14 protein-coding genes and 4 pseudogenes are annotated in these 18,292 nt (G+C 73.4%); 10 read left to right on the top strand and 8 right to left on the bottom strand.

The features are described 5' to 3' along the window. The first annotated feature begins 10 nt into the window (after positions 1 to 10). From trpS to OG946_RS23125, 3 genes and pseudogenes are all read left to right on the top strand, one after another. Entirely contained in the window at positions 11 to 1,030 is a 1,020-nt protein-coding gene (trpS, locus tag OG946_RS23135) for a tryptophan--tRNA ligase (protein WP_326797927.1), read from the top strand. Between the two features lie 20 nt (positions 1,031 to 1,050). Continuing rightward, positions 1,051 to 1,632 (top strand): 2'-5' RNA ligase family protein, encoded by a 582-nt coding sequence (locus tag OG946_RS23130; protein ID WP_326797926.1) that lies wholly within the window; start codon positions 1,051 to 1,053, stop codon positions 1,630 to 1,632. 100 nt (positions 1,633 to 1,732) lie between these two features. Beyond that, a pseudogene (locus OG946_RS23125) lies at positions 1,733 to 2,545 on the top strand (YihY/virulence factor BrkB family protein); the annotation flags it as partial. On the opposite strand, the gene OG946_RS23120 reads toward OG946_RS23125, so the two are convergent. Beyond that, positions 2,462 to 3,841, bottom strand: coding sequence for a D-alanyl-D-alanine carboxypeptidase family protein (locus OG946_RS23120; protein ID WP_326800344.1), 1,380 nt, complete (start codon positions 3,839 to 3,841; stop codon positions 2,462 to 2,464). The pseudogene OG946_RS23125 and the gene OG946_RS23120 sit on opposite strands and share 84 nt — an antisense overlap. 172 nt (positions 3,842 to 4,013) lie before the next feature. On the opposite strand from OG946_RS23120, the gene OG946_RS23115 reads away from it, so the two are divergent. Both OG946_RS23115 and OG946_RS23110 read left to right on the top strand, forming a co-directional pair. Continuing rightward, positions 4,014 to 4,826, top strand: a complete 813-nt coding sequence (locus OG946_RS23115) for a hypothetical protein (RefSeq protein WP_326797925.1) — start codon at positions 4,014 to 4,016, stop codon at positions 4,824 to 4,826. A 67-nt stretch (positions 4,827 to 4,893) separates the two neighbouring features. Then, complete coding sequence (locus tag OG946_RS23110; protein WP_326794281.1) at positions 4,894 to 5,778, top strand: IS982 family transposase; 885 nt, start codon at positions 4,894 to 4,896, stop codon at positions 5,776 to 5,778. A 179-nt stretch (positions 5,779 to 5,957) separates the two neighbouring features. On the opposite strand, the gene OG946_RS23105 is transcribed toward OG946_RS23110, so the two are convergent. Beyond that, positions 5,958 to 6,515 (bottom strand): GNAT family N-acetyltransferase, encoded by a 558-nt coding sequence (locus OG946_RS23105; protein WP_326797924.1) that lies wholly within the window; start codon positions 6,513 to 6,515, stop codon positions 5,958 to 5,960. 185 nt (positions 6,516 to 6,700) lie between these two features. Between OG946_RS23105 and OG946_RS23100 the strand changes: the two are divergent. The 3 genes and pseudogenes from OG946_RS23100 to OG946_RS23090 all read left to right on the top strand — a co-directional run. Continuing rightward, positions 6,701 to 6,916: pseudogene (locus OG946_RS23100) on the top strand (hypothetical protein); the annotation flags it as partial. A gap of 86 nt (positions 6,917 to 7,002) precedes the next feature. Next, positions 7,003 to 7,230, top strand: a pseudogene (locus OG946_RS23095) (SCO4848 family membrane protein); the annotation flags it as partial. A gap of 175 nt (positions 7,231 to 7,405) precedes the next feature. Further along, positions 7,406 to 8,857 carry a metallophosphoesterase gene (locus tag OG946_RS23090; protein ID WP_326797923.1) on the top strand — a complete coding sequence of 484 codons (1,452 nt, stop codon included), beginning with the start codon at positions 7,406 to 7,408 and terminating at the stop codon, positions 8,855 to 8,857. A gap of 79 nt (positions 8,858 to 8,936) precedes the next feature. Here the strand turns inward: OG946_RS23090 and pdxR are convergent, their stop codons facing one another. Then, positions 8,937 to 10,445, bottom strand: coding sequence for a MocR-like pyridoxine biosynthesis transcription factor PdxR (gene pdxR / locus OG946_RS23085; RefSeq protein ID WP_326797922.1), 1,509 nt, complete (start codon positions 10,443 to 10,445; stop codon positions 8,937 to 8,939). 46 nt (positions 10,446 to 10,491) lie between these two features. Between pdxR and OG946_RS23080 the strand changes: the two genes are divergently transcribed. After that, positions 10,492 to 10,962 (top strand): carboxymuconolactone decarboxylase family protein, encoded by a 471-nt coding sequence (locus tag OG946_RS23080; protein WP_326797921.1) that lies wholly within the window; start codon positions 10,492 to 10,494, stop codon positions 10,960 to 10,962. Between the two features lie 5 nt (positions 10,963 to 10,967). Then, a complete protein-coding gene (locus OG946_RS23075) occupies positions 10,968 to 11,705 on the top strand; it encodes an isocitrate lyase/PEP mutase family protein (RefSeq protein ID WP_326797920.1) in 738 nt (245 codons plus the stop codon). A gap of 28 nt (positions 11,706 to 11,733) precedes the next feature. Here OG946_RS23075 and OG946_RS23070 read toward each other — a convergent pair whose 3' ends face one another. The 5 genes and pseudogenes from OG946_RS23070 to OG946_RS23050 form a co-directional block, all read right to left on the bottom strand. Further along, positions 11,734 to 13,275, bottom strand: a complete 1,542-nt coding sequence (locus OG946_RS23070; protein WP_326797919.1) for a hypothetical protein — start codon at positions 13,273 to 13,275, stop codon at positions 11,734 to 11,736. Positions 13,276 to 13,697: 422 nt separating this feature from the next. Then, a complete protein-coding gene (gene rpmF, locus OG946_RS23065; protein WP_442814454.1) occupies positions 13,698 to 13,886 on the bottom strand; it encodes a 50S ribosomal protein L32 in 189 nt (62 codons plus the stop codon). A 294-nt stretch (positions 13,887 to 14,180) separates the two neighbouring features. Next, positions 14,181 to 15,184, bottom strand: a pseudogene (locus OG946_RS23060) (IS5 family transposase). Positions 15,185 to 15,425: 241 nt separating this feature from the next. Next, positions 15,426 to 16,424, bottom strand: coding sequence for a malate dehydrogenase (locus OG946_RS23055; protein ID WP_326797918.1), 999 nt, complete (start codon positions 16,422 to 16,424; stop codon positions 15,426 to 15,428). A 198-nt stretch (positions 16,425 to 16,622) separates the two neighbouring features. Next, positions 16,623 to 18,143, bottom strand: coding sequence for a helix-turn-helix domain-containing protein (locus OG946_RS23050; protein ID WP_326797917.1), 1,521 nt, complete (start codon positions 18,141 to 18,143; stop codon positions 16,623 to 16,625). Between the last annotated feature and the right edge of the window lie 149 nt (positions 18,144 to 18,292).

Raw genomic sequence — 18,292 nt, 5'->3', positions numbered from 1 at the left:
AATGAGCCCCATGGCAGCCCCGACCCGTCGCCCCCGCGTGCTCTCCGGCATCCAGCCCACCGCCGGCTCGTTCCACCTCGGCAACTACCTCGGCGCCGTCCGCCAGTGGGTGGCCCTGCAGGAGACGCACGACGCGTTCTACATGGTGGTGGACCTGCACGCGATCACGGTCCCCCAGGACCCCCGGGAGCTGCGCGCCAGCACGCGCCTGGCCGCCGCGCAGCTCCTCGCCGCCGGTCTCGACCCGGAGCGCTGCACGCTGTTCGTGCAGAGCCACGTGCCCGAGCACGCGCAGCTCGGCTGGGTGATGAACTGCCTCACCGGCTTCGGCGAGGCGTCCCGCATGACGCAGTTCAAGGACAAGGCCGCCAAGCAGGGCACGGCCAACACGACCGTCGGCCTCTTCACGTACCCGATCCTGCAGATCGCCGACATCCTGCTCTACCAGGCCGACGCCGTCCCGGTGGGCGAGGACCAGCGCCAGCACATCGAGCTGACCCGCGACCTCGCCGAGCGCTTCAACACCCGCTTCGGCCGGACGTTCACCGTCCCCGCGCCGTACATCCTCAAGGAGACGGCCCGGATCTACGACCTCCAGGACCCGACGGTGAAGATGAGCAAGTCCGCGTCCTCGCCCAAGGGCCTGCTCAACCTCCTCGACGAGCCGAAGTCCTCCGCGAAGAAGATCAAGAGCGCGGTGACGGACACGGGCACCGAGATCCGCTACGACCCGGAGGCCAAGCCCGGCGTCAGCAACCTCCTCACCATCTACTCGACGCTCACCGGCGCCGCCGTCGCCGAACTGGAGCAGAAGTACACGGGCAAGGGCTACGGTGCGCTCAAGACCGACCTCGCCGAGGTGGTGACCGAGTGGGTGACGCCCTTCCGCTCCCGGACCCAGGAGTATCTGGACGACCCGGAGACCCTGGACTCGCTGCTGGCCAAGGGCGCGGAGAAGGCGCGTACGGTCGCGGCGGAGACACTTGCCGAGGCATATGACAAGGTGGGCTTCCTGCCCGCCAAGCACTGAGGGCCGTGAAGGAGACGCTTGTGGGGACCGTGACGGTCGGTGTATCGATCGCCGTCCCGGAGCCGTACGGCAGCCTGCTGCAGCAGCGCCGGATCAGCTTCGGCGACACCGCGGCCCACGGCATTCCCACGCACATCACGCTGCTGCCGCCGACCGCCGTCGACGCCGGGGCGCTGCCGCGGATCGAGCGGCACCTGGCGCAGATCGCCGAGTGCGGGGTGCCCTTCCCGATGCGGCTGAGCGGTACGGACACGTTCCGGCCGCTGACGCCGGTGGTCTTCGTGCAGGTGGTGGAGGGCGCGGCGGCCTGCTCCTGGCTGCAGAAGATGGTCCGGGACGCCTCCGGGCCGCTGGCCAGGGAGCTGCAGTTCCCGTACCACCCGCATGTGACGATCGCCCACGACATAGACGAGGCGGCGATGGACCGGGCGGCGGCGGAGCTGGCGGACTTCGAGGCGGCCTGGTCGGTGGCCGGGTTCTCGCTGTACGAGCAGGACGCGGACGGCGTGTGGCGGCTGGAGCGGGAGTTCCGCTTCGGCGGCGAATCGGCGCTGGAGGTGCCGGCGCAGACGCGCTCGGAGCCGGCCCCGTCGCCGGGCTGAGGCGGGCGCCCAGCGTGCCGCGTCCCTTTCCCCACCCTCCCCACAGATAGCCTGGCGTTTCCGGGGCATACGCCGGTTCGTACGGCCCGCCGCGCACCCGGTGGCGGCTCGGGGGACGCGACGGCAGGAGTGCAGCGTGGAGTGGCTGACCAGGTTGCCCGTCGTCGGCCCGTACCTCGCCCGGTTCCTGCGCACCCGCCCGTACCGGGCCTTCGAGTACGTCCAGGCACGGCACTGGAGCCGGCTCGCGGGGGCCGTGACGTTCAGCAGCTTCGTCGCGCTCTTCCCGCTGCTCACCAGCGCCGCCGCGATCTCCGCCGCCGTCCTCAGCGACAGCCGGCGCAAGGACGTCGAGAAATGGATCACCGAGCAGGTGCCCGGTATCTCCGACCGGCTCGACCTCGGCGGCCTCTTCGCGAACGCCGGCACGGTGGGGCTGATCTCGCTGGCCGCGCTCCTGTTCACCGGCGTCAACTGGATCAGCACCCTGCGCGACGCCCTGCGCGCGGTGTGGGACCGGGCGGACACCTCCGAGAACCTGTTCCTCGGCAAGGGCAAGGACGCCCTCATCCTGTTCGGTATGGGCGGCACGGTGCTCGTCTCGCTGACCGTCTCGATCACGGCCACGACCGCCGCCGGCGCCGTGCTCGGCGCGCTCGGCATCAAGGAGGGCGGCTGGGGCAGCGCGGTGCTGGAGGTGGCCGCGTTCGGCGCGGCCGTGACCGCGGGGTTCCTGCTGCTGGTCTACGTCCTGACCCGGCTGCCCGGCGTCCACCCGCCCCGGCGGCGGGTGGTGGAGGCGGCCCTCGCCGGAGCCGTGGGCTTCGAGCTACTCAAGCTTCTTCTCAGCGGCTACTTCAGCGGCGTCGCCGGACGGAGCGTCTACGGCGCCTTCGGCGTTCCCGTCGCGCTCGTCATCTGGATCAACTTCATGGCCCGCCTCCTGCTCTATTGCGCCGCCTGGACGGCCACGCCCGACGAGGTCGGGAAGCGGCCAGCGGCGGTGGATGACGTAGGCGACGATCGCGAGCAGCGCGACTGAGCCGATCGTGATGGCGAGCGCCGTGCCGACGCCGCCCTCCTCCTCGCCGTCCGCGGCGGTGGGCCTGGCGCCGTCGGACGCGGACGCCTCGTCGCCGGAGCCCTGGGTGCCGCCGGCGGTCTTGTCGGCGCCCTGACCGGAGTCCTTGCCGGCGGCGTCCTCGTTCCGCATGCCCTCCGGCGGGACCAGCTCGCCGACCGGCTGCACGGCGGGCGCCGCCTTGAAGCCCCAGTCCAGCAGCTTGCCGGCCTCCTTGTAGACGGCGTTCGACTCGTCCTCGTCGGGGTGCATGACGGTGACGAGCAGCACCCGTCCTTCGCGCTCGGCGACGCCGGTGAAGGTGGCGCCGGCGTTGGTGGTGTTGCCGTTCTTGATGCCGGCGATGCCCTTGTAGACGTCCACGTCGACGTCGCCGGTCAGCAGCCGGTTGGTGTTCTGGATCTCGAAGTACTCGCGCTTCTTGCCCTTCTTCCCGCCCGGGAACTTCGCCCGGGGGGTGGCGGCGTACGCGCGGAAGTCCGGGTTCTGCATGCCGGCGCGGGCGAAGAGCGTCAGGTCGTACGCGCTGGAGGTCTGCCCCTTCGCGTCGTACCCGTCGGGGCTGACCACGTGCGTGTCCTCGGCGCCCAGCTCGCGCGCCCGGTCGTTCATGGCCTGCACCGTGGCGTCGACGCCGCCGTTCATGGCCGACAGCACGTGCACGGCGTCGTTGCCGGACCGCAAGAAGACCCCGAGCCACAGCTCGCGGACGGTGTAGGTGAGGTCCTCCTTGATGCCGACGAGGCTGCTGCCCGCGCCCATGCCCTCCAGCTCCTCGGCGGCGACCTTGTGCTTCTCCTCCTTGTTGAACAGAGGCAGCAGGGTGTCGGCGAAGAGCATCTTCAGCGTGCTGGCCGGGGGCAGCTTCCAGTGCGCGTTGTGCGCGGCGAGCACCGCGCCGCTCTCGGCGTCGGCGACGACCCAGGACCTGCCGGTGAGCTTCTTCGGCAGCTCGGGGGCACCGGTGCCGAGATCCACGTGGGTGCCGGGCTGGCCGAGGAGGGTGCCCCCGACGTTCGACATCTGGTCGGGCGGCCGCGGCTTGTCGTCCTGGGCCGCCGCGGGCGCGACGCCCCCGAGCGACAGGAGCGTGGCGGCGGCGGCGAGCGCGGCGCCCCGGATAGTCACATGAGATGTCGGCACGTCGCGAACCTACCTGGAGTCGCCGTCGATGTGGACACCGAGGTGCGCTAGTTGGCCGAGGAGCGCCCCCGGATGGGGGCGGGTGGGACAGGGGAGGGGTCCCGGGCCCCGGTTCTACGCTGAACGTACGACCGTCGCCGGCAGAGGAGCGGTGGGCATGGGCTGGATCAGGGACAGGCTGTTCGGCGGGCGCGCGGGCCGGGGGCGGGGCGGCACGGCGGCACCGCCCGGGGGCGGCGGCGGCTCCGGGAGCGGCGGCGGGAGCAGCGGCGGCGGGAGCAGCGGCGGCGGGAGCGGCGGCGGCCGCGGTGGTGACGACATGGTGTGCGACTGCTGCAACGCCGCCTTGGCCCGCGCGGACGCGTACTACCTCCCCACCAGGACGGTGATGATCTCCGAGGTCCACTGGGCCGACTGCTTCGCGACGAACAAAGCGATCTGGGAGATGTTCCTTCCGGAGGACCGGCTGTCCTCCGTGTTCGACGACTTCCTGCGGCAGCACGTCGCCAGCAACACCCCGTGGGCCGTCTGCGAGCGGTGCAGCGAGTTCTTCATCTTCGACCGGGCGGCGGCACGCGCGGACGCGCTGAACGACCACATCTCCGACAGCAACGGTGCGGTGGACCCGGCGGGTTGCGTGCTCTTCGCGGCCCTGGGGTGGCAGCGGGTCCACGGCTCGTGGCCGGAGTCGGTGAAACAGCCGGAGGTCGCCGACGTGTGCGACTTCTGCGAGAAGAAGATGTACGTGGGCGAGATGTGGGGTTTCGTCGCGAAGGAGACGCTGGAGGGGTACGAGGCCAACGGGTTCACCGACCACGACCGCCCGGTCCGCGTGGCCCGTACCAAGGAGGACGGGGAGACCGGCTGGGTGGAGTGCCAGGTGTGCATGGCCCGGAACCTCAACCGGGGCCAGCGGGCGGACTACCGCCCGGAAGGCCGGGATTGGGGCGGCTCGCCCGGGGCTCCGTGATCTAGATGAATGAGTCCGATGTTTGTGCTGGTCGCGACCATCGCGAAGGGCGCCCGTTGGCTCGTGTGTGACTACCAGCCTGGACGCCCTTCTGGCGGCACTGTACGTGTTCATCGACGACCACGTGGCGCCTCGTCGCCGGATCGGGCGACCCCCGAAACTGACGGATGCCGAACTGCTGTGCCTGGCCGTCGCGCAGGTACTGCTCGGCTTCCCCTCGGCCCGGCACTGGATCCGCTTCGCCCACGCCCGGCTCGGGCACCTCTTCCGCTATCTGCCCCAGCAGTCGGCCTACAACAAAAGGCTCAACGCGGCGGGTCCGCTGATCAGCCAGGTGATCGAGGCCCTGGCCAAGCAGGTGCCGACCTGGCAGGACGACCTGCGGCTGATCGACTCCACGCCTCTGCCCTGCGCAGCCTCCCGCGAGACGGTCAAACGCTCCGCACTGGCCGGGCACGCCGGATACGGCTACTGCCGCAGCCACTCCCGCTTCTTCTGGGGGTTCCGGCTCTACCTGCTCACCACCGCCGAAGGCATGCCGGTGTCCTGGTGCCTGGCAAACCCCAAGCTCGGCGAACGCGAAGTGATGACCGCGCTGCTGGAACGCGACCACCACCTCGTCCGCAGCGGGCAGGTGATCCTCGCCGACAAGGGCTTCGCCGGGCGCGAGTTCGAGGCGTTCCTCACCGAACGGCTGGGCATCCACCTGGTGCGGCCGGACCGCAAGGACGAACCCGCCCGGCACGGCCGACTGGCCCGTGTCCGCCAGTGGATCGAGGCGGTGTTCGACACCCTCAAAGGTCAGCTCAGCCTGGAACACCATGGCGGCAGAACCCCCGCCGGGGTCTTCGCCCGCACCGGCCAACGCCTCCTCGCCCTGGCCGCCGGCATCTGGCACAACTGGACCACCGACGCCAAGATCAAACGATCTCTGATCGACTACGACCACTGAGAACATCGGACTCATTCATCTAGGCTGCGGCGATGGCACGTATCGACGGTGACACGGGTGAGGCCGGCGAGGCCGGGCGGCGGCTCGGCGACGGCGCGGACCTGTACCGGGCCGACCTCCGCGAGCGCCTGCCGTTCGCCGACGGGGCGTTTTCTTCTTGGCCGAGGCGCCGCCGGGGGCTAGCGGGTCCGTTCCCACCGGCTGCGCGTGAGTGCGTACTCGACCTCACCGTGCTCCGAGCCCTCGATCTGCTCCGGCCAGTCGCCCGTGAAGTGCCGTACGAGGGTGAGGCCCGACTTCTCCATCACGCGGCGGGAACCGGTGTTGACGGCCATGGTGTTGGCGGTGACCCGCTCGACGCCGAGGTCGGTGAACCCCTTGCGGATGAGCGCGTGTGAGCCCTCGGTGGCGTAGCCGCGCCCCCAGGCCGACCGGTTGAGCCGGTACCCCAGCTCGACCACGGCGGGGCTGTCCGCCTCCACCGGCCGGAACTCGAACCAGCCGAGAAAGCCGCCGCCGCCCTTCTCCTCCGCGGCCCAGTACCCGCGGGTCCCCCACGGGTAGTCGCGGAGCAGCCGCGGCAGAACCCGCGCCTCGACCGCCTCGCGGCTGGTGGGACGGCCACCGTTGATGAACCGCATGACCGCGGGATCGCCGTCCAGGGCGACCAGGAGATCGACATCGGCGGCGGCGAACGGCCGCAGCACGAGCCGCTCGGTCTCCAGAAACACACCCATCCCCCGATCGTCACCCGCCCCCCACCACCCCCGCCACCGGATTCCCCCGGTCCCCGGAGCCACCGGCGGTGCGACAAGGGGTGGCCGGGTGGTGAACGGTGAGCATCGCGGGCACCGCAGTCGAGGTCTGGAGTGCCGTCGTGTCCGTACCGCGCCTCGGGGTCGCCGTCCTGACCACGGATACGCGGCTCCGCGACCACTACGCCGCCGACGAACGGCTGGGCGTCGTCAGCTTCCGCATCGCCGACGCCACCGGCACCACCCAGCGGCGGCACGTCCCCCGGCGCCGGTCCGGCGACCCGATGCGCGGCGGGATGCGGACCGACTGCGGCGGGCGGCGGCCCATGCGGTGGCGGACGGTGTGGCGCATGTCCAGGCTGGGGCGGCCGCCGATCGTCTAGCCCGCCGAGGGGCGCGCGGGCCCGGGGATTGCGGGCTCAGAGTGCCCCGGGCGTGGGTTCGCGGGGCGGGGTGCGAGGCTTGTCGCATGTACCTCTCACGCCGCGCCTCCTGGTTTCTGCTCGCCTTCGGCGGGTGGTCCTGGTTCATCTGGATCACATTCGTCCGGAATCTGTGGAAGGACTCCAGCGGGCTGGCCTTCGAGGACGGCGACCCCACCGGCTACTTCTGGGTACACCTCACGCTGGCCGTGACGTCCTTCGCGCTGGGGACGACGATCGGGTGGCTGGGCCTGCGCGGCGTACGGGCGGGGCGGCGGGCCGGGAGTGGTCCGGCGGACGGCGGTCCGGGCGGCGGCGGGCGCGACGGGGCGGACGGCGCGGGCGGCGCGGGCGGCGCGGGCGGCGCGGGCGGCTCGGACGGCGCCGGCGGCGCCGGCGGCGCCGGCGGGGACGTGCGCGGGGCGGCGGCCGGGGCCGGGAGGTAGGGCCGTGGTCTTCGTGCCGATTGCGATCGGGATGCTGCTGCTCGTCGCCGGGGCGCACTGGTACGTGTGGCGGCGGCTGGTCCGGGACACCATGCGGCGCGGCGGCTGGCCGCGGCGGCTGGCGACGCCGGCCGTGGTGCTGCTGCCGCTGATGGCGTTCGCGGCGGTGGCCTCGGAGCGCGCCGGGGCGCCGATGCCGGTGCAGCAGGCGCTGGGGTGGCCGGGGCTGATGTGGCTGGCGCTGCTGCTGTATCTGCTGCTGGCGCTGGCGGTGGGCGAGCTGGTACGGCCGGTGCTGCTGCGGGTGCTGGAGCGGCGGGCGCGCCGGGCCGGCGGTGGTGCGGGAGCCGCGGCGCCGGTGGCCGAAGCGGAGCGCGAGGCGGCCGTCGCGGCCCTGGCGCAGCAGGTCGCGACGGCGGAGGCGGCGGACGAGGCCGCCGCGGAGGCCGGTGGCGGTGCGAGCGGCGGAGGCGGCGGTACGGGGACGAAGGCGCCGCTCCGGCTCGGGCCCGCCACCGGGCTGGGGGACGAGGGCGCGGCGGGTTCCGGGGGTTCCGCGGGGTCCGCAGACGGCCGCGCCGACGCCGGTGACCCCGCGGCCGCGCCGGTGGGCGGTGACGTGTCGCGGCGGCTCTTCGTCGCCCGTACCGTCGCGATCGGCGCCACCGCCGTCGCCGCCGGGACCGTCGCGTACGGGGCGTACGGCGTGCTCGGCCGCGCGCCGAAAGTCAAGAACGTCACCGTCCCCCTCACCAAGCTGCCCGCGTCCGCCCACGGCTACCGCATCGCCGTCGTCAGCGACATCCACCTCGGTCCCGTCCTCGGCCGCGGGCACACCCAGCGGATCGTCGACACCATCAACGCCCAGCGCCCCGACCTCGTGGCCATCGTCGGCGACCTCGTCGACGGCTCCGTCGACCACCTCGGGACGGCCGCGGAGCCGCTGGGGCAGTTGGCGGCGCCCGACGGCACGTACTTCGTCACCGGCAACCACGAGTACTTCACCGGCGCCGAAGGCGCCGGTGAGTGGCTCGACCACCTCCGCGAACTCGGCCTGCACCCGCTGGAGAACGCCCGTACGGAACTGTCCGGCTTCGACCTCGCCGGCGTCAACGACGTCTCCGGCGAGGACGTCGGCAGGGCCCCGGACTTCGCGCGCGCCCTCGGCGACCGCGACACCTCCCGCGCCTCGGTGCTGCTCGCGCACCAGCCGGTCGTGATCCACGACGCGGTGGACCACGGCGTCGACCTGCAGTTGTCGGGGCACACCCACGGCGGGCAGATGTGGCCGGTGACGTACATCGCGGAGGCGGCGAACCCGACGCTGGCGGGGCTGGAGCGGTACGGGGACACGCAGTTGTACGTCACGCGCGGCGCGGGGGCATGGGGGCCGCCGGTGCGGGTGGGGGCGCCGTCGGACATCACGTTGGTGCGGCTGGCGTCGCCGGGGGCGTGAGGGGCACCCGTACGCGTACGGCCCGCGCCCGTACGCGCGCGGGGCGGGTCCGTACGCGCGCGGGGCGGGTCCGTACCCCCTACGTCTCCGCCTCCAGCACCCGGCACAGCGCCGCCAGCGCCCCCGGGTACAGGTGGTCCGGCGGCGTCCCGTACCCCACCACCAGCGCCTCCCCCTGCGCCCCCGGCGCCTCCCCCGCGGGGGCCGGCGCCGTGAAGTCGCCGCCCTCCTCCCACGCGGCGTTGCCGTACTCGTACGCCCCCAGCCTGGCCACCGCCAGCCCCTCCCCCGCCGCCCGCGCCAGCACCCGCCGCTCGGTACCCGGCGGGAGCCGTACGACGGCGTGCAGGCCCGCCGCGATCCCGGTGACGGTCACCCGGGGCGCCCGCCGGGCGAGTTCGGCGACGAGGCGGTCGCGGCGGCGGCGGTAGCGCTGGCGGGCGGCGCGTACGTGGCGGTCGTAGCCGCCGGAGTCGAGGAACTCGGCGAGGGTGAGCTGATCGACCACCCCCGGCGGCGTCCGGCTCAGCGACTGCACCGCGTGCACCCCGCGCACCAGCCGCTCCGGCAGCACCATCCAGCCCAGCCGCAGCGCGGGCGACAGGCTCTTGCTGACCGTACCCAGGTGCGCGACGTGCTCCGGGTCGAGGGACTGCAGCGCCCCCACCGGCTGCCGGTCGTAGCGGAACTCGCCGTCGTAGTCGTCGTCCAGCACCACCCCGCCCGTCGCCCGTGCCCAGTCGACGGCCGCCGCGCGCCGGTCGGGGGCGAGGGGGACGCCGGTGGGGAACTGGTGCGCCGGGGTGAGGAGGACGGCGCCGGCGCCGGTCGCGGGCAGGGCGGCGGTGGCGATCCCCTCCTCGTCGTACGGCAGCGGCACCGTCCGCAGCCCGGCGTCGGCGAGGAGGCGCCGGTGCAGCCCGAGCCCGTACGGCTCGACGGCGACCCGCCGGGCGCCCTCGGCCCGTAGCACCTCCGCCAGCAGCCGCAGCCCGCCGGTGAACCCGGCGCAGACCACGATCCGCTCCGGCTCCGCGTACACCCCGCGCGCCCGCGCCAGATACCCGGCCAGCGCCCGGCGCAGCTCCACTCGCCCGCCCGGACCCTGGTGTCCGAAGGCCGCCGAGGGGGCCGCGGTGAGCGCCCGCCGCGCGGCGGCGGCCCAGGCGGCGCGGGGGAAGCGGGCGGCGTCGGGGGCGCCGGGGAGGAGGTTGTAGGTGGCCTGCCGGTCGAGGGGGTGGCGCGGCGGCTCGTGCGCGGGGGCGTGCGCCTGGGTCGTGGCCCGGCGCGGCTCGCTGCGGGCGGCGACGCGGGTGCCGGAGCCCTGCCGGGCGGTCAGCCAGCCCTCGGCGACGAGTTCGGCGTACGCATCGGCCACCGTGTTGCGCGCCACGCCCAGGTCGGCGGCCAGCGCCCGGGACGACGGCAGCCGGGTGCCGGGCGCGAGCCGCCCGGTGCGTACCGCGTCGCGCAGCGACCTGACGAGCGCGGCACCGGCGCCACGGGTGCCGGCGCGGACGTCGACGTGCAGGTCGAGGGAGCGGTGGAAGTCGCGTAGCTCCGCCGAAGTGGCCCAGGAATCCGCCATGGAAATGGACCATACATCTGGGATATGAAGATCTAGCGTGGGAGGCATGACACAGCGTCTCGACCTCTTCGCACTCGCCCCCGACGTCCACCGCGCCCTGGTCAGGGTGGAGCAAGCGGCCAGGAAGGGCCTCGATCCGGTCGTCTACGAACTGGTGAAGCTCCGCGCCTCCCAGATCAACCACTGCGCGTACTGCATCGACATGCACTCGAAGGACGCGCGCGCGGCGGGCGAGACGGAGCAGCGGCTGTACCTGCTGAACGCCTGGGAGGAGGTGCCGCACCTGTACACGGAGAAGGAGCGGGCGGCGCTGGCGCTGGCCGAGGCGGTGACGGTGCTGACGGACGGGTTCGTACCTGACGAGGTGTACGAGCGGGCGGCGAAGCACTTCGGGGAGCAGGAACTGGCGCGGCTGATCGGGGTGCTGACGGTGATCAACGCGTGGAACCGGTGGTGTGTGACGAGCAGGGCGAAGGCGGGGGACTACCGCCCGGGTCAGTACGAGCAGGGGGCGTGAGGGGCGTGGCGGGGAGCGTTGACGAATTCCGGGCGCTGCACCACGGCAGAGAGGCGGGGGACCCGCTGGTGCTGCCGGGCCCCTGGGACGCCGCGAGCGCCCGCGTCTTCGCGGACGCGGGCTTCGCTGCGCTGGCCACGCCGAGCGCGGGCATCGCGAGGGCCCTGGGCTACGGGGACGGGGAGGCGACGCCCGTAGCGGAGATGTTCGCGGCGATCGCGCGGATCACGCGCGCGGTGGACGTACCGGTGACGGCGGACGTGGAGGCGGGCTACGGCCTGCGGCCGCGGGAGCTGGTCGAACGGCTGCTGGTGGCGGGGGCGGTGGGCTGCAACCTGGAGGACACGGTGCACCCGGGCAGGACCCTGAGGGACGCGGCGGAACAGGCGGAGTTCCTGGCGGAGGTCAGGGCGGAGGCGGGGGACGGGCTGTTCATCAACGCCCGGGTGGACACGTTCGTACGGGGGGTGGAGGACCCGGGGGCGGCGGTGGAACGGGGCAGGCTGTACGCGGCGGCGGGGGCGGACGGGGTGTACCCGATCGGGGCCCCGCCGAGGCACTTGCGCCTGCTGGCGGAGGAGACGGGCTTGCCGGTCAACGCACTGGCGGCGACGGGGGGCCGGGGTCCGGGTCCGGCGGAGCTGGGGAGGCTGGGGGCGAGCCGGATCACGTTCGGGGGCGGGCTGCTGGAGAGGACGCTGAGGGGGGTGGAGGACCTGGCGAGGGAACTGGGGAGGGAGTAGGGCGTCCGGGCGGGCGGCGGCTCCCGGCTCAAGCCCCGCCCGTTACCTCGCATTCCGCCCCCGTGCAGAACGACGCCGTCATCTCGTCCACGACCTCCCGCTGTCGGGGCCAGGCCGTCTCCGGGCCCGAGGCCAGCAGCGCGTACATCTTTCCGTCCTCGGTCTCCAGGTCGTGCAGCAAGACGCGTCGCGGGCCCAGTTCCTCGTCGATGTACGAGTAGTCGTACTCCGCGGCGTGGCCCAGGTCCGCCAGTTCGTTGAGCCGGTAGCCCTCCGCGTTCTCCTTGGTGCCCTCGATGATCTGCACCGCCTCATACGGGCTGACCTGCTCGGTCACCTCGTAGACCTGGATGAACGTGCCCTCCGCGAGCGGCTCTTCGTAGAACACCGACACCCCGTCGACCCGCCGCTCCCAATCCTCCGGGACGGCCAGCGAGTAGCCGTTCTCCCTCGCGAGGACATAGCCGGGCGGCACGGCAGGCTCCGACGACGAAGGCGACGGCGATGAGGGCTCGGACGACGGAGAAGGGTCCTCCTTCGGGGGCTTGGGGTCCGCCGCGGCGCTGCGCTGCGGTTCTGCCGCCTGCTCGCCGTCGTCGTCCCCGCCGAGCAGCAGCCAGCCGCCGGCGATGAGCCCGCCGGCCACGATCACCACGAGACCCACCACCGCCGCGACGACCCCGCCGCGTCGCCGCGGGCGCTCGGGCTCGACGCCGAGTTCGTAGCCGGGGTACGGGGCGTAGGGGGCGGCATAGTGGTCGTACGAGGCGTCCTGCCCGTAGCCGTACGCCTGCTCCTGCCCGTACGCCTGCTCCTGCCCGTGCGCCTGCTCCTGCCCGTGCGCCGCCGGATACCCCGTCGCAGCCTGCGTCGGCACGTCCGGCGGCGGAGGGAGTACTCCCGGGGACGGTTCCGGGCCCCAGCCCGGTGCGGTGGGGGGCGGCGGCTGGGCGGACTGCGTCGGCAACTCGGGGGGCGGGGGCGGGGCCGGCACGTCGGGGCCGCCCGCCGCGCCCCAGTCGGGTGCCGTGACCGGCGGCGGTGGGATGGGCCCGGGGGCTTCGGACCAGTCGGGCGCGGTCGGCGGCGGTACCGAACTACCGGCCCCCGCCCACCAGTCGGGCACCTTCAACGCCGGAGGCTCGGCCCCGGAACCCGCTGCCTCTTCCGGCACGCTCAACGCCGGCAGTTCCCGCGGCTCAGCCGCGGAATCCAACGGCTCCTCCGAGCCCGGCGGTTCCGCGTCCGAGGCAATCGGCGGCTTGGCGTCCGACACCACCGCCTCCACACCGGCATTCGCCGCCACATCCGCCACATCCGGCACATCCGCCGGTGCCACCGTCGGCCGCGGCGGTACGTCGTCTTTCGCTCCCGCCGCCCAGTCCGGCCCCGCCGACGACGCGTCCGCAGCCCGGTCCTCCCACCACTCCCGGTCCGTAACGGAGGTGGTCGGCTCTTCTTCCGCGTCGTCCCCGTCTTCCGCCGACTGGTCGGGAACCCTGTCCTCGGGTTCCCTGTCCTCGGGCTCCCTGTCTTCCGGCGTCCCGTCCTCCGGGGCCTGATCCTCCACGGATGTCGCCCCGTCGCCTACGGCCGGTCCATCCGACTCCTCGTGACCCGCACGCGCCTCAGAGCCCGCCGCCGGCGCCTCCGCCGGCCGCGGCGGGATCGTCGGGGGTGGCGGGACCTCCGGTCCCTGCCCCCGCCGCTGTGCATCCTCGTCCCCGTACGACCCGCCGCTGCTCATGTCAGTCTCCTGTCCCCCAGGTCTCCGAGAGCCCCGCACGGGCCACACAGCACGCCCGCCCGGACTCGCCCCCGGCACCGCACCGTCCGCCGGCACACCGAACCGTACCGAGGACTCGGCCCCTCGCGCCCTCCGCCGTCCGACATCGCACCCGTCCCGATACGGCCCCCGCCCCCGGTACCCCTCCCCCGCACAAACCGACACCCCGCCCGGGCCGGCAAGCCCGGACGGGGTGTCCTCACGCACTACGGGCGGTAGACCTGACGCCCCTTGTACTGCCCGCAGTTCGGGCACGCGGTGTGCAGCGGCTTGGGCTCGCCGCACGCCGTGTTCGGGCACGTCATCAGCGCGGGCACCGAGACCCGGCCGCGCCACTGCGCGCGGTGGTGGCGGACCCGGGCCCGCGACTTCTTCCTGAACATGGAGCTGGACACGCTGGTTTCCTTCCTCCGGTGGACGTTCGCTGCGGTGCGGCGAACGCGGGCGGGGGATCCCGCCCGACCAGGGGCCGGAGAACCAGGGCCGTGTCTGGATGCACGTACGGACGGGCATGCGTACGTGCGCGCGTACGCGTACGAAAACACAGACGCACGCGAGCGCTAGGCAAAGGCGACTGAGGAAGCACGGGGAAACGTCCCGGAGACGAGATGGTCGAGCAGGGCAAGCCGAAGCAGCCCCGCTACCCGCGGGGCCGGCGCGAGGGCGCTAGGACGCGTATTTGGTTGTGATCAACGGGTGGTCCGGGTGAGGTCCTTGAGCCAGATCACCGAGGCGCGCAGGTGGAGTCCGGCGAGGTAGCTTGCGGGTGACTTGTCGTATCGAGTGGCGATGCCTCGCCATGCCTTGAGCTTGTTGATCAGGCGTTCGACGGTGTTCCGCTCCTTGTAGAGGTCGGCGTCGTGGCTGAGGGGCCGGCCTCCTGCGGAGCCCTTCTTCTTCCGGTTGGCGGCCTGGTCCTTCTTCTCCGGGATGACCGCCTTGATGCGGCGTTTGCGCAGGTGGGCGCGGTTTCCACGGGACGAGTACGCCTTGTCCGCGGCGACTGTGCCGGGCCGGGTACGGGGACGGCCGACGGGCCCGCGGACCCGTACCTTCTTGAGCACGGGGATGAACTGCGGGCTGTCGGCGGCCTGTCCCGCGGTCAGGATGAACGCCAGTGGGCGGCACTTCCGGTCGCCGGCAACATGGATCTTGCTGGTCTGTCCGCCCCTGGAGCGTCCGAGCAGAGCGGCCTTCAGCCGGAGTCTGCGTCGGCGCCGGATGCGCCGTCGTTCTTCCCGCTCGGGACCGCCTCCGGCCTCCTGCCCGGTTTGTTCGCCGCAGCCGCCCCCCTTGACCTGGCCTTCTCCGCCTCGGTGGCAGCCTTCTCCAAAGCGGTGAGGACGCCCTCGTCCAGGTGCATCCCGGCAGCGTCGTGGTGGGCCCGCGCCGTGGTGGAGTCGATGCTGACCAGGGACAGGTCTACCTCACCCCGCTTCGCGGCTTCCGCGATCAGGCCCTCCAGCAGGGCATCGAAGACCCCGGCGTCACGCCACTGCCGGAAGCGGTTGTGGACGGTCGACCAGGCGCCGAACTCCACCGGCATCTCCCGCCACTGCCCGCCCGTCTTGAACCGCCAGATCACGCCCTCGAACTGCTGCCGCAGCCGCTCGGGGTACGGGCCGTACTCGCCGATCGGCAGATACGGCGCGATGAACTCCCACTCCGCATCCGTCAGTTGCACTCGCGTCACCCAGGAAGGTCTACCGGTCCAGGCCCTGCCGCGAAGGCAAACCCCGCAGATTGATCACGACGCAATACGCGCCCTAGTGCGCCTCGGGTGTGTCGACCGGCTCGGAGACCATGCGCCCGACCGTAGAGACCACCCCCGGCAGGCCGCAACCGAATATCCCCGCCACACAAAAACCGCGGCGGGCCCTCCCCCAGGAGGACCCGCCGCGGCAGGCGGCAAGCAGCAGACGGCAGCGCCAGGCTCAGACCAGCCCGAGGGCCCGTACCGCCTCGCGCTCCTCCGCAAGCTCCTTCACCGAGGCGTCGATACGGGTCCGCGAGAACTCGTTGATCTCCAGCCCCTGCACGATCTCGTACGCACCGTCCGCGCACGTCACCGGGTACGACGAGATGAGCCCCTCGGGCACGCCGTACGAGCCGTCCGACGGGATGCCCATCGAGACCCAGTCGCCCTGCGCCGTGCCGTTGACCCACGAGTACACGTGGTCCACCGCCGCGTTGGCCGCCGACGCCGCCGACGAGGCGCCGCGCGCCTCGATGATGGCCGCGCCGCGCTTGGCCACGGTCGGGATGAACTCGTCGGCCAGCCACTTCTCGTCGTTGACGACCTCGGCGGCGTTCTTCCCGGCGATCTCGGCGTGGAAGACGTCCGGGTACTGGGTCGCCGAGTGGTTGCCCCAGATCGTCAGCTTCTTGATGTCGCCGACCGCGGCGCCCGTCTTCTTCGCGAGCTGCGACAGCGCCCGGTTGTGGTCCAGGCGGGTCATCGCCGTGAAGCGCTCGGCCGGTACGTCCGGGGCGGCGGCGCGGGCGATGAGCGCGTTGGTGTTGGCGGGGTTGCCGACGACGAGGACCTTGATGTCGTCCGCGGCGTGGTCGTTGATGGCCTTGCCCTGCGGCTTGAAGATGCCGCCGTTGGCCTCCAGCAGATCGCCGCGCTCCATGCCCTTCGTCCGCGGGCGGGCGCCGACGAGCAGCGCGACGTTGGCGCCGGCGAAGGCGACGTTCGGGTCGTCGGTGATGTCGATGCCGCGCAGCAGCGGGAACGCGCAGTCGTCGAGCTCCATCGCCGTGCCCTCGGCGGCGCCGAGGGCCGGGGTGATCTCCAGCAGCCGCAGCTTGACCGGCACGTCCGGGCCGAGGAGCTGGCCGGAGGCGATACGGAAGAGCAGCGCGTAGCCGATCTGCCCGGCCGCGCCGGTGACGGTGACGGTGACGGGGCTGTCGGGAGTGCGGGTCATGGTGATCTCTCCGATGAGGGGGCGCGACGTACGGGCTGGGCGGGGCCCGGGCGGCCAAGGGCAGCCGTGCCCCCGTGGGTCAATCTATCCGACTGGCACGGAGTGCCGGAGGGCGGCCGGTGTGGGCCCGGTCACGGCGGCGGTGGGGCGGAGCCGCCGGTACGGGCGGGGAAGGGCGGTCGCACTGTCACCGGGCCCCTACGACGGCAGCGTGCCCTTCGTGCAGGCCGCGGTCCCGTCCGGCAACTCCGCACACGCCCGTACGGTGTCCAGGTCCTCCGCCACGACCATCGCCGTGTAGCCCTCGCTCGTCCCGGCCGACGAGTCCTCGCGGACCGGCTCCTCGCCCGGCACCTCGGCCAGTGCGGTGACCGTCGAGCCGGGCTCCGCGGCGGTGATCCGGGCCCACGCCGCCTGGCAGGGTTCGCTGTAGCGGATCTCCAGGACCATGTCGCCGATGGTCGTCTCCGTGGTCGTACGGGCGAAGTCGCCGCCGCAGCCCATCTCGTCGGCGTCCTTGCCCGTGCAGTCGTCGCCCTGGCACTCCACGCCCTCGGGCAACTCCGCGGCCCCGGACGGCGAACCGGACTCGGACCCCGGGCCCGATGTCTTCCCGGTCGGGCTGGAGTCGGGCGGCGGACCGCCGCGGGGCTTCTGCTGCTCCTCGACGCCCGGGTCGGAGATCAGGCCGTGGCCGACGTAGACGACGCCGGCGCCGCTGCCGGTGAGCAGCAGGGTGACGAGGCCGGCGAGGAGGACGCGGCGCAGGGGCCAGTTCTTCCGTGGGGGCGCCGCGGCGGGCGGGGGCGGGGCGGGGGCGGTGGATATCGGCCGGGTACGGGCCGTCCCGCCGGCCGGCTCCGGTGCGGGCGGCGGGGCGGGGCGGGAGAGGGCGGGGCGGGAGAGGGCGCGGAGTTTCGTGGTCTCGTCGGTGTCCCGGGCGGCGGAGTCGACGGCGTTGCTTCCGGCCTTGCCCCCGGCGTCGGGCCCCGTATCGGAACCGGTGTCAGAACCGGTGTCAGAACCGGCGTCAGAACCGGTGTCAGAACCGCGTCCGGCTCCCGCCGCCGCGGCAGCTCCGCTCCCGGCTCCTCTCCCGGCCCCGGCCCCCGCGCCGGTTCTCGCCTCAACTCCCGCTCCCGCCCCCGCTTCGCCCTCTCCGGCCGCCCCCGTCGCCCGCCTCTCCGGCGGCGGCGGAGGTCCGGGACGTACCGCCGAGCGCTCCGTCGCGTCCGGGCGTACGGGCCTCTCCGCACCCCGCGCCGCACCGCCGCTCCCGCCGACGTGCGCCGTCTCCCCCGCGCCGGGTATCTCCTCGCCGCGTCCCCTGCCCCGGCCCAGGACTCCGCGGATTCCCCGCCCCCGGCGGCCGGGCTCCGGGGCCTGCGCGCCGTCAGGGCCGGGCTCTGCCGCCCGCAGGGCGCGAAGCGCCGACCGGTTCCGCAGCTCCGCCCGGCTCCAGGCGCGGTCCGCCGCGCTCCACTCGGTCATGAGCTGGTCGTCCCGCGCGCCCGTCACCTCCGCGAACGCGACGACCGACGCGCGCGACGGCATCAGCCGCCCGTTGAGGTAGCGCTCCCACGACGACCTGCTGTACCCGGTGCGGTCCGCGACCTCCGACACGGTCAGGCCGCTGCGGTCGACCAGCCGGCGCATGTGCGCGGCGAAGTCCCGTATCTGCGGGTCGAGCTCCTCCGGCAGCTCCTTCCAGCGAGGCATCGCTACTCCCTTGTTCCCCCTTGGTCCCCGTGACGCGCTCCCGCTCCAGCATCGCATCTGCCAGCGCGGACGTGGAGATCCCGGGTACGATCCCGCCCCTCGCCGGCCCCCTCGCCGGCCCGCGCGGCGGCCCTCCGCCGGCCCCCGCC

This window comes from Streptomyces sp. NBC_01808, assembly GCF_035917395.1.
Classification (GTDB): Bacteria; Actinomycetota; Actinomycetes; order Streptomycetales; family Streptomycetaceae; genus Streptomyces.
This window is presented reverse-complemented; position numbering and strand designations above follow the sequence as displayed.

Excerpts from the sequence above, each read along its gene's own strand:
- trpS (WP_326797927.1), top strand. The coding sequence starts at position 11 with ATGGCAGCCCCGACCCGTCGCCCCCGCGTGCTCTCCGGCATCCAGCCC.
- OG946_RS23115 (WP_326797925.1), top strand. The coding sequence starts at position 4,014 with ATGGGCTGGATCAGGGACAGGCTGTTCGGCGGGCGCGCGGGCCGGGGG.
- OG946_RS23105 (WP_326797924.1), bottom strand. The coding sequence starts at position 6,515 with ATGGGTGTGTTTCTGGAGACCGAGCGGCTCGTGCTGCGGCCGTTCGCC.
- pdxR (WP_326797922.1), bottom strand. The coding sequence starts at position 10,445 with ATGGCGGATTCCTGGGCCACTTCGGCGGAGCTACGCGACTTCCACCGC.
- OG946_RS23080 (WP_326797921.1), top strand. The coding sequence starts at position 10,492 with ATGACACAGCGTCTCGACCTCTTCGCACTCGCCCCCGACGTCCACCGC.
- OG946_RS23055 (WP_326797918.1), bottom strand. The coding sequence starts at position 16,424 with ATGACCCGCACTCCCGACAGCCCCGTCACCGTCACCGTCACCGGCGCG.
- OG946_RS23050 (WP_326797917.1), bottom strand. The coding sequence starts at position 18,143 with ATGCCTCGCTGGAAGGAGCTGCCGGAGGAGCTCGACCCGCAGATACGG.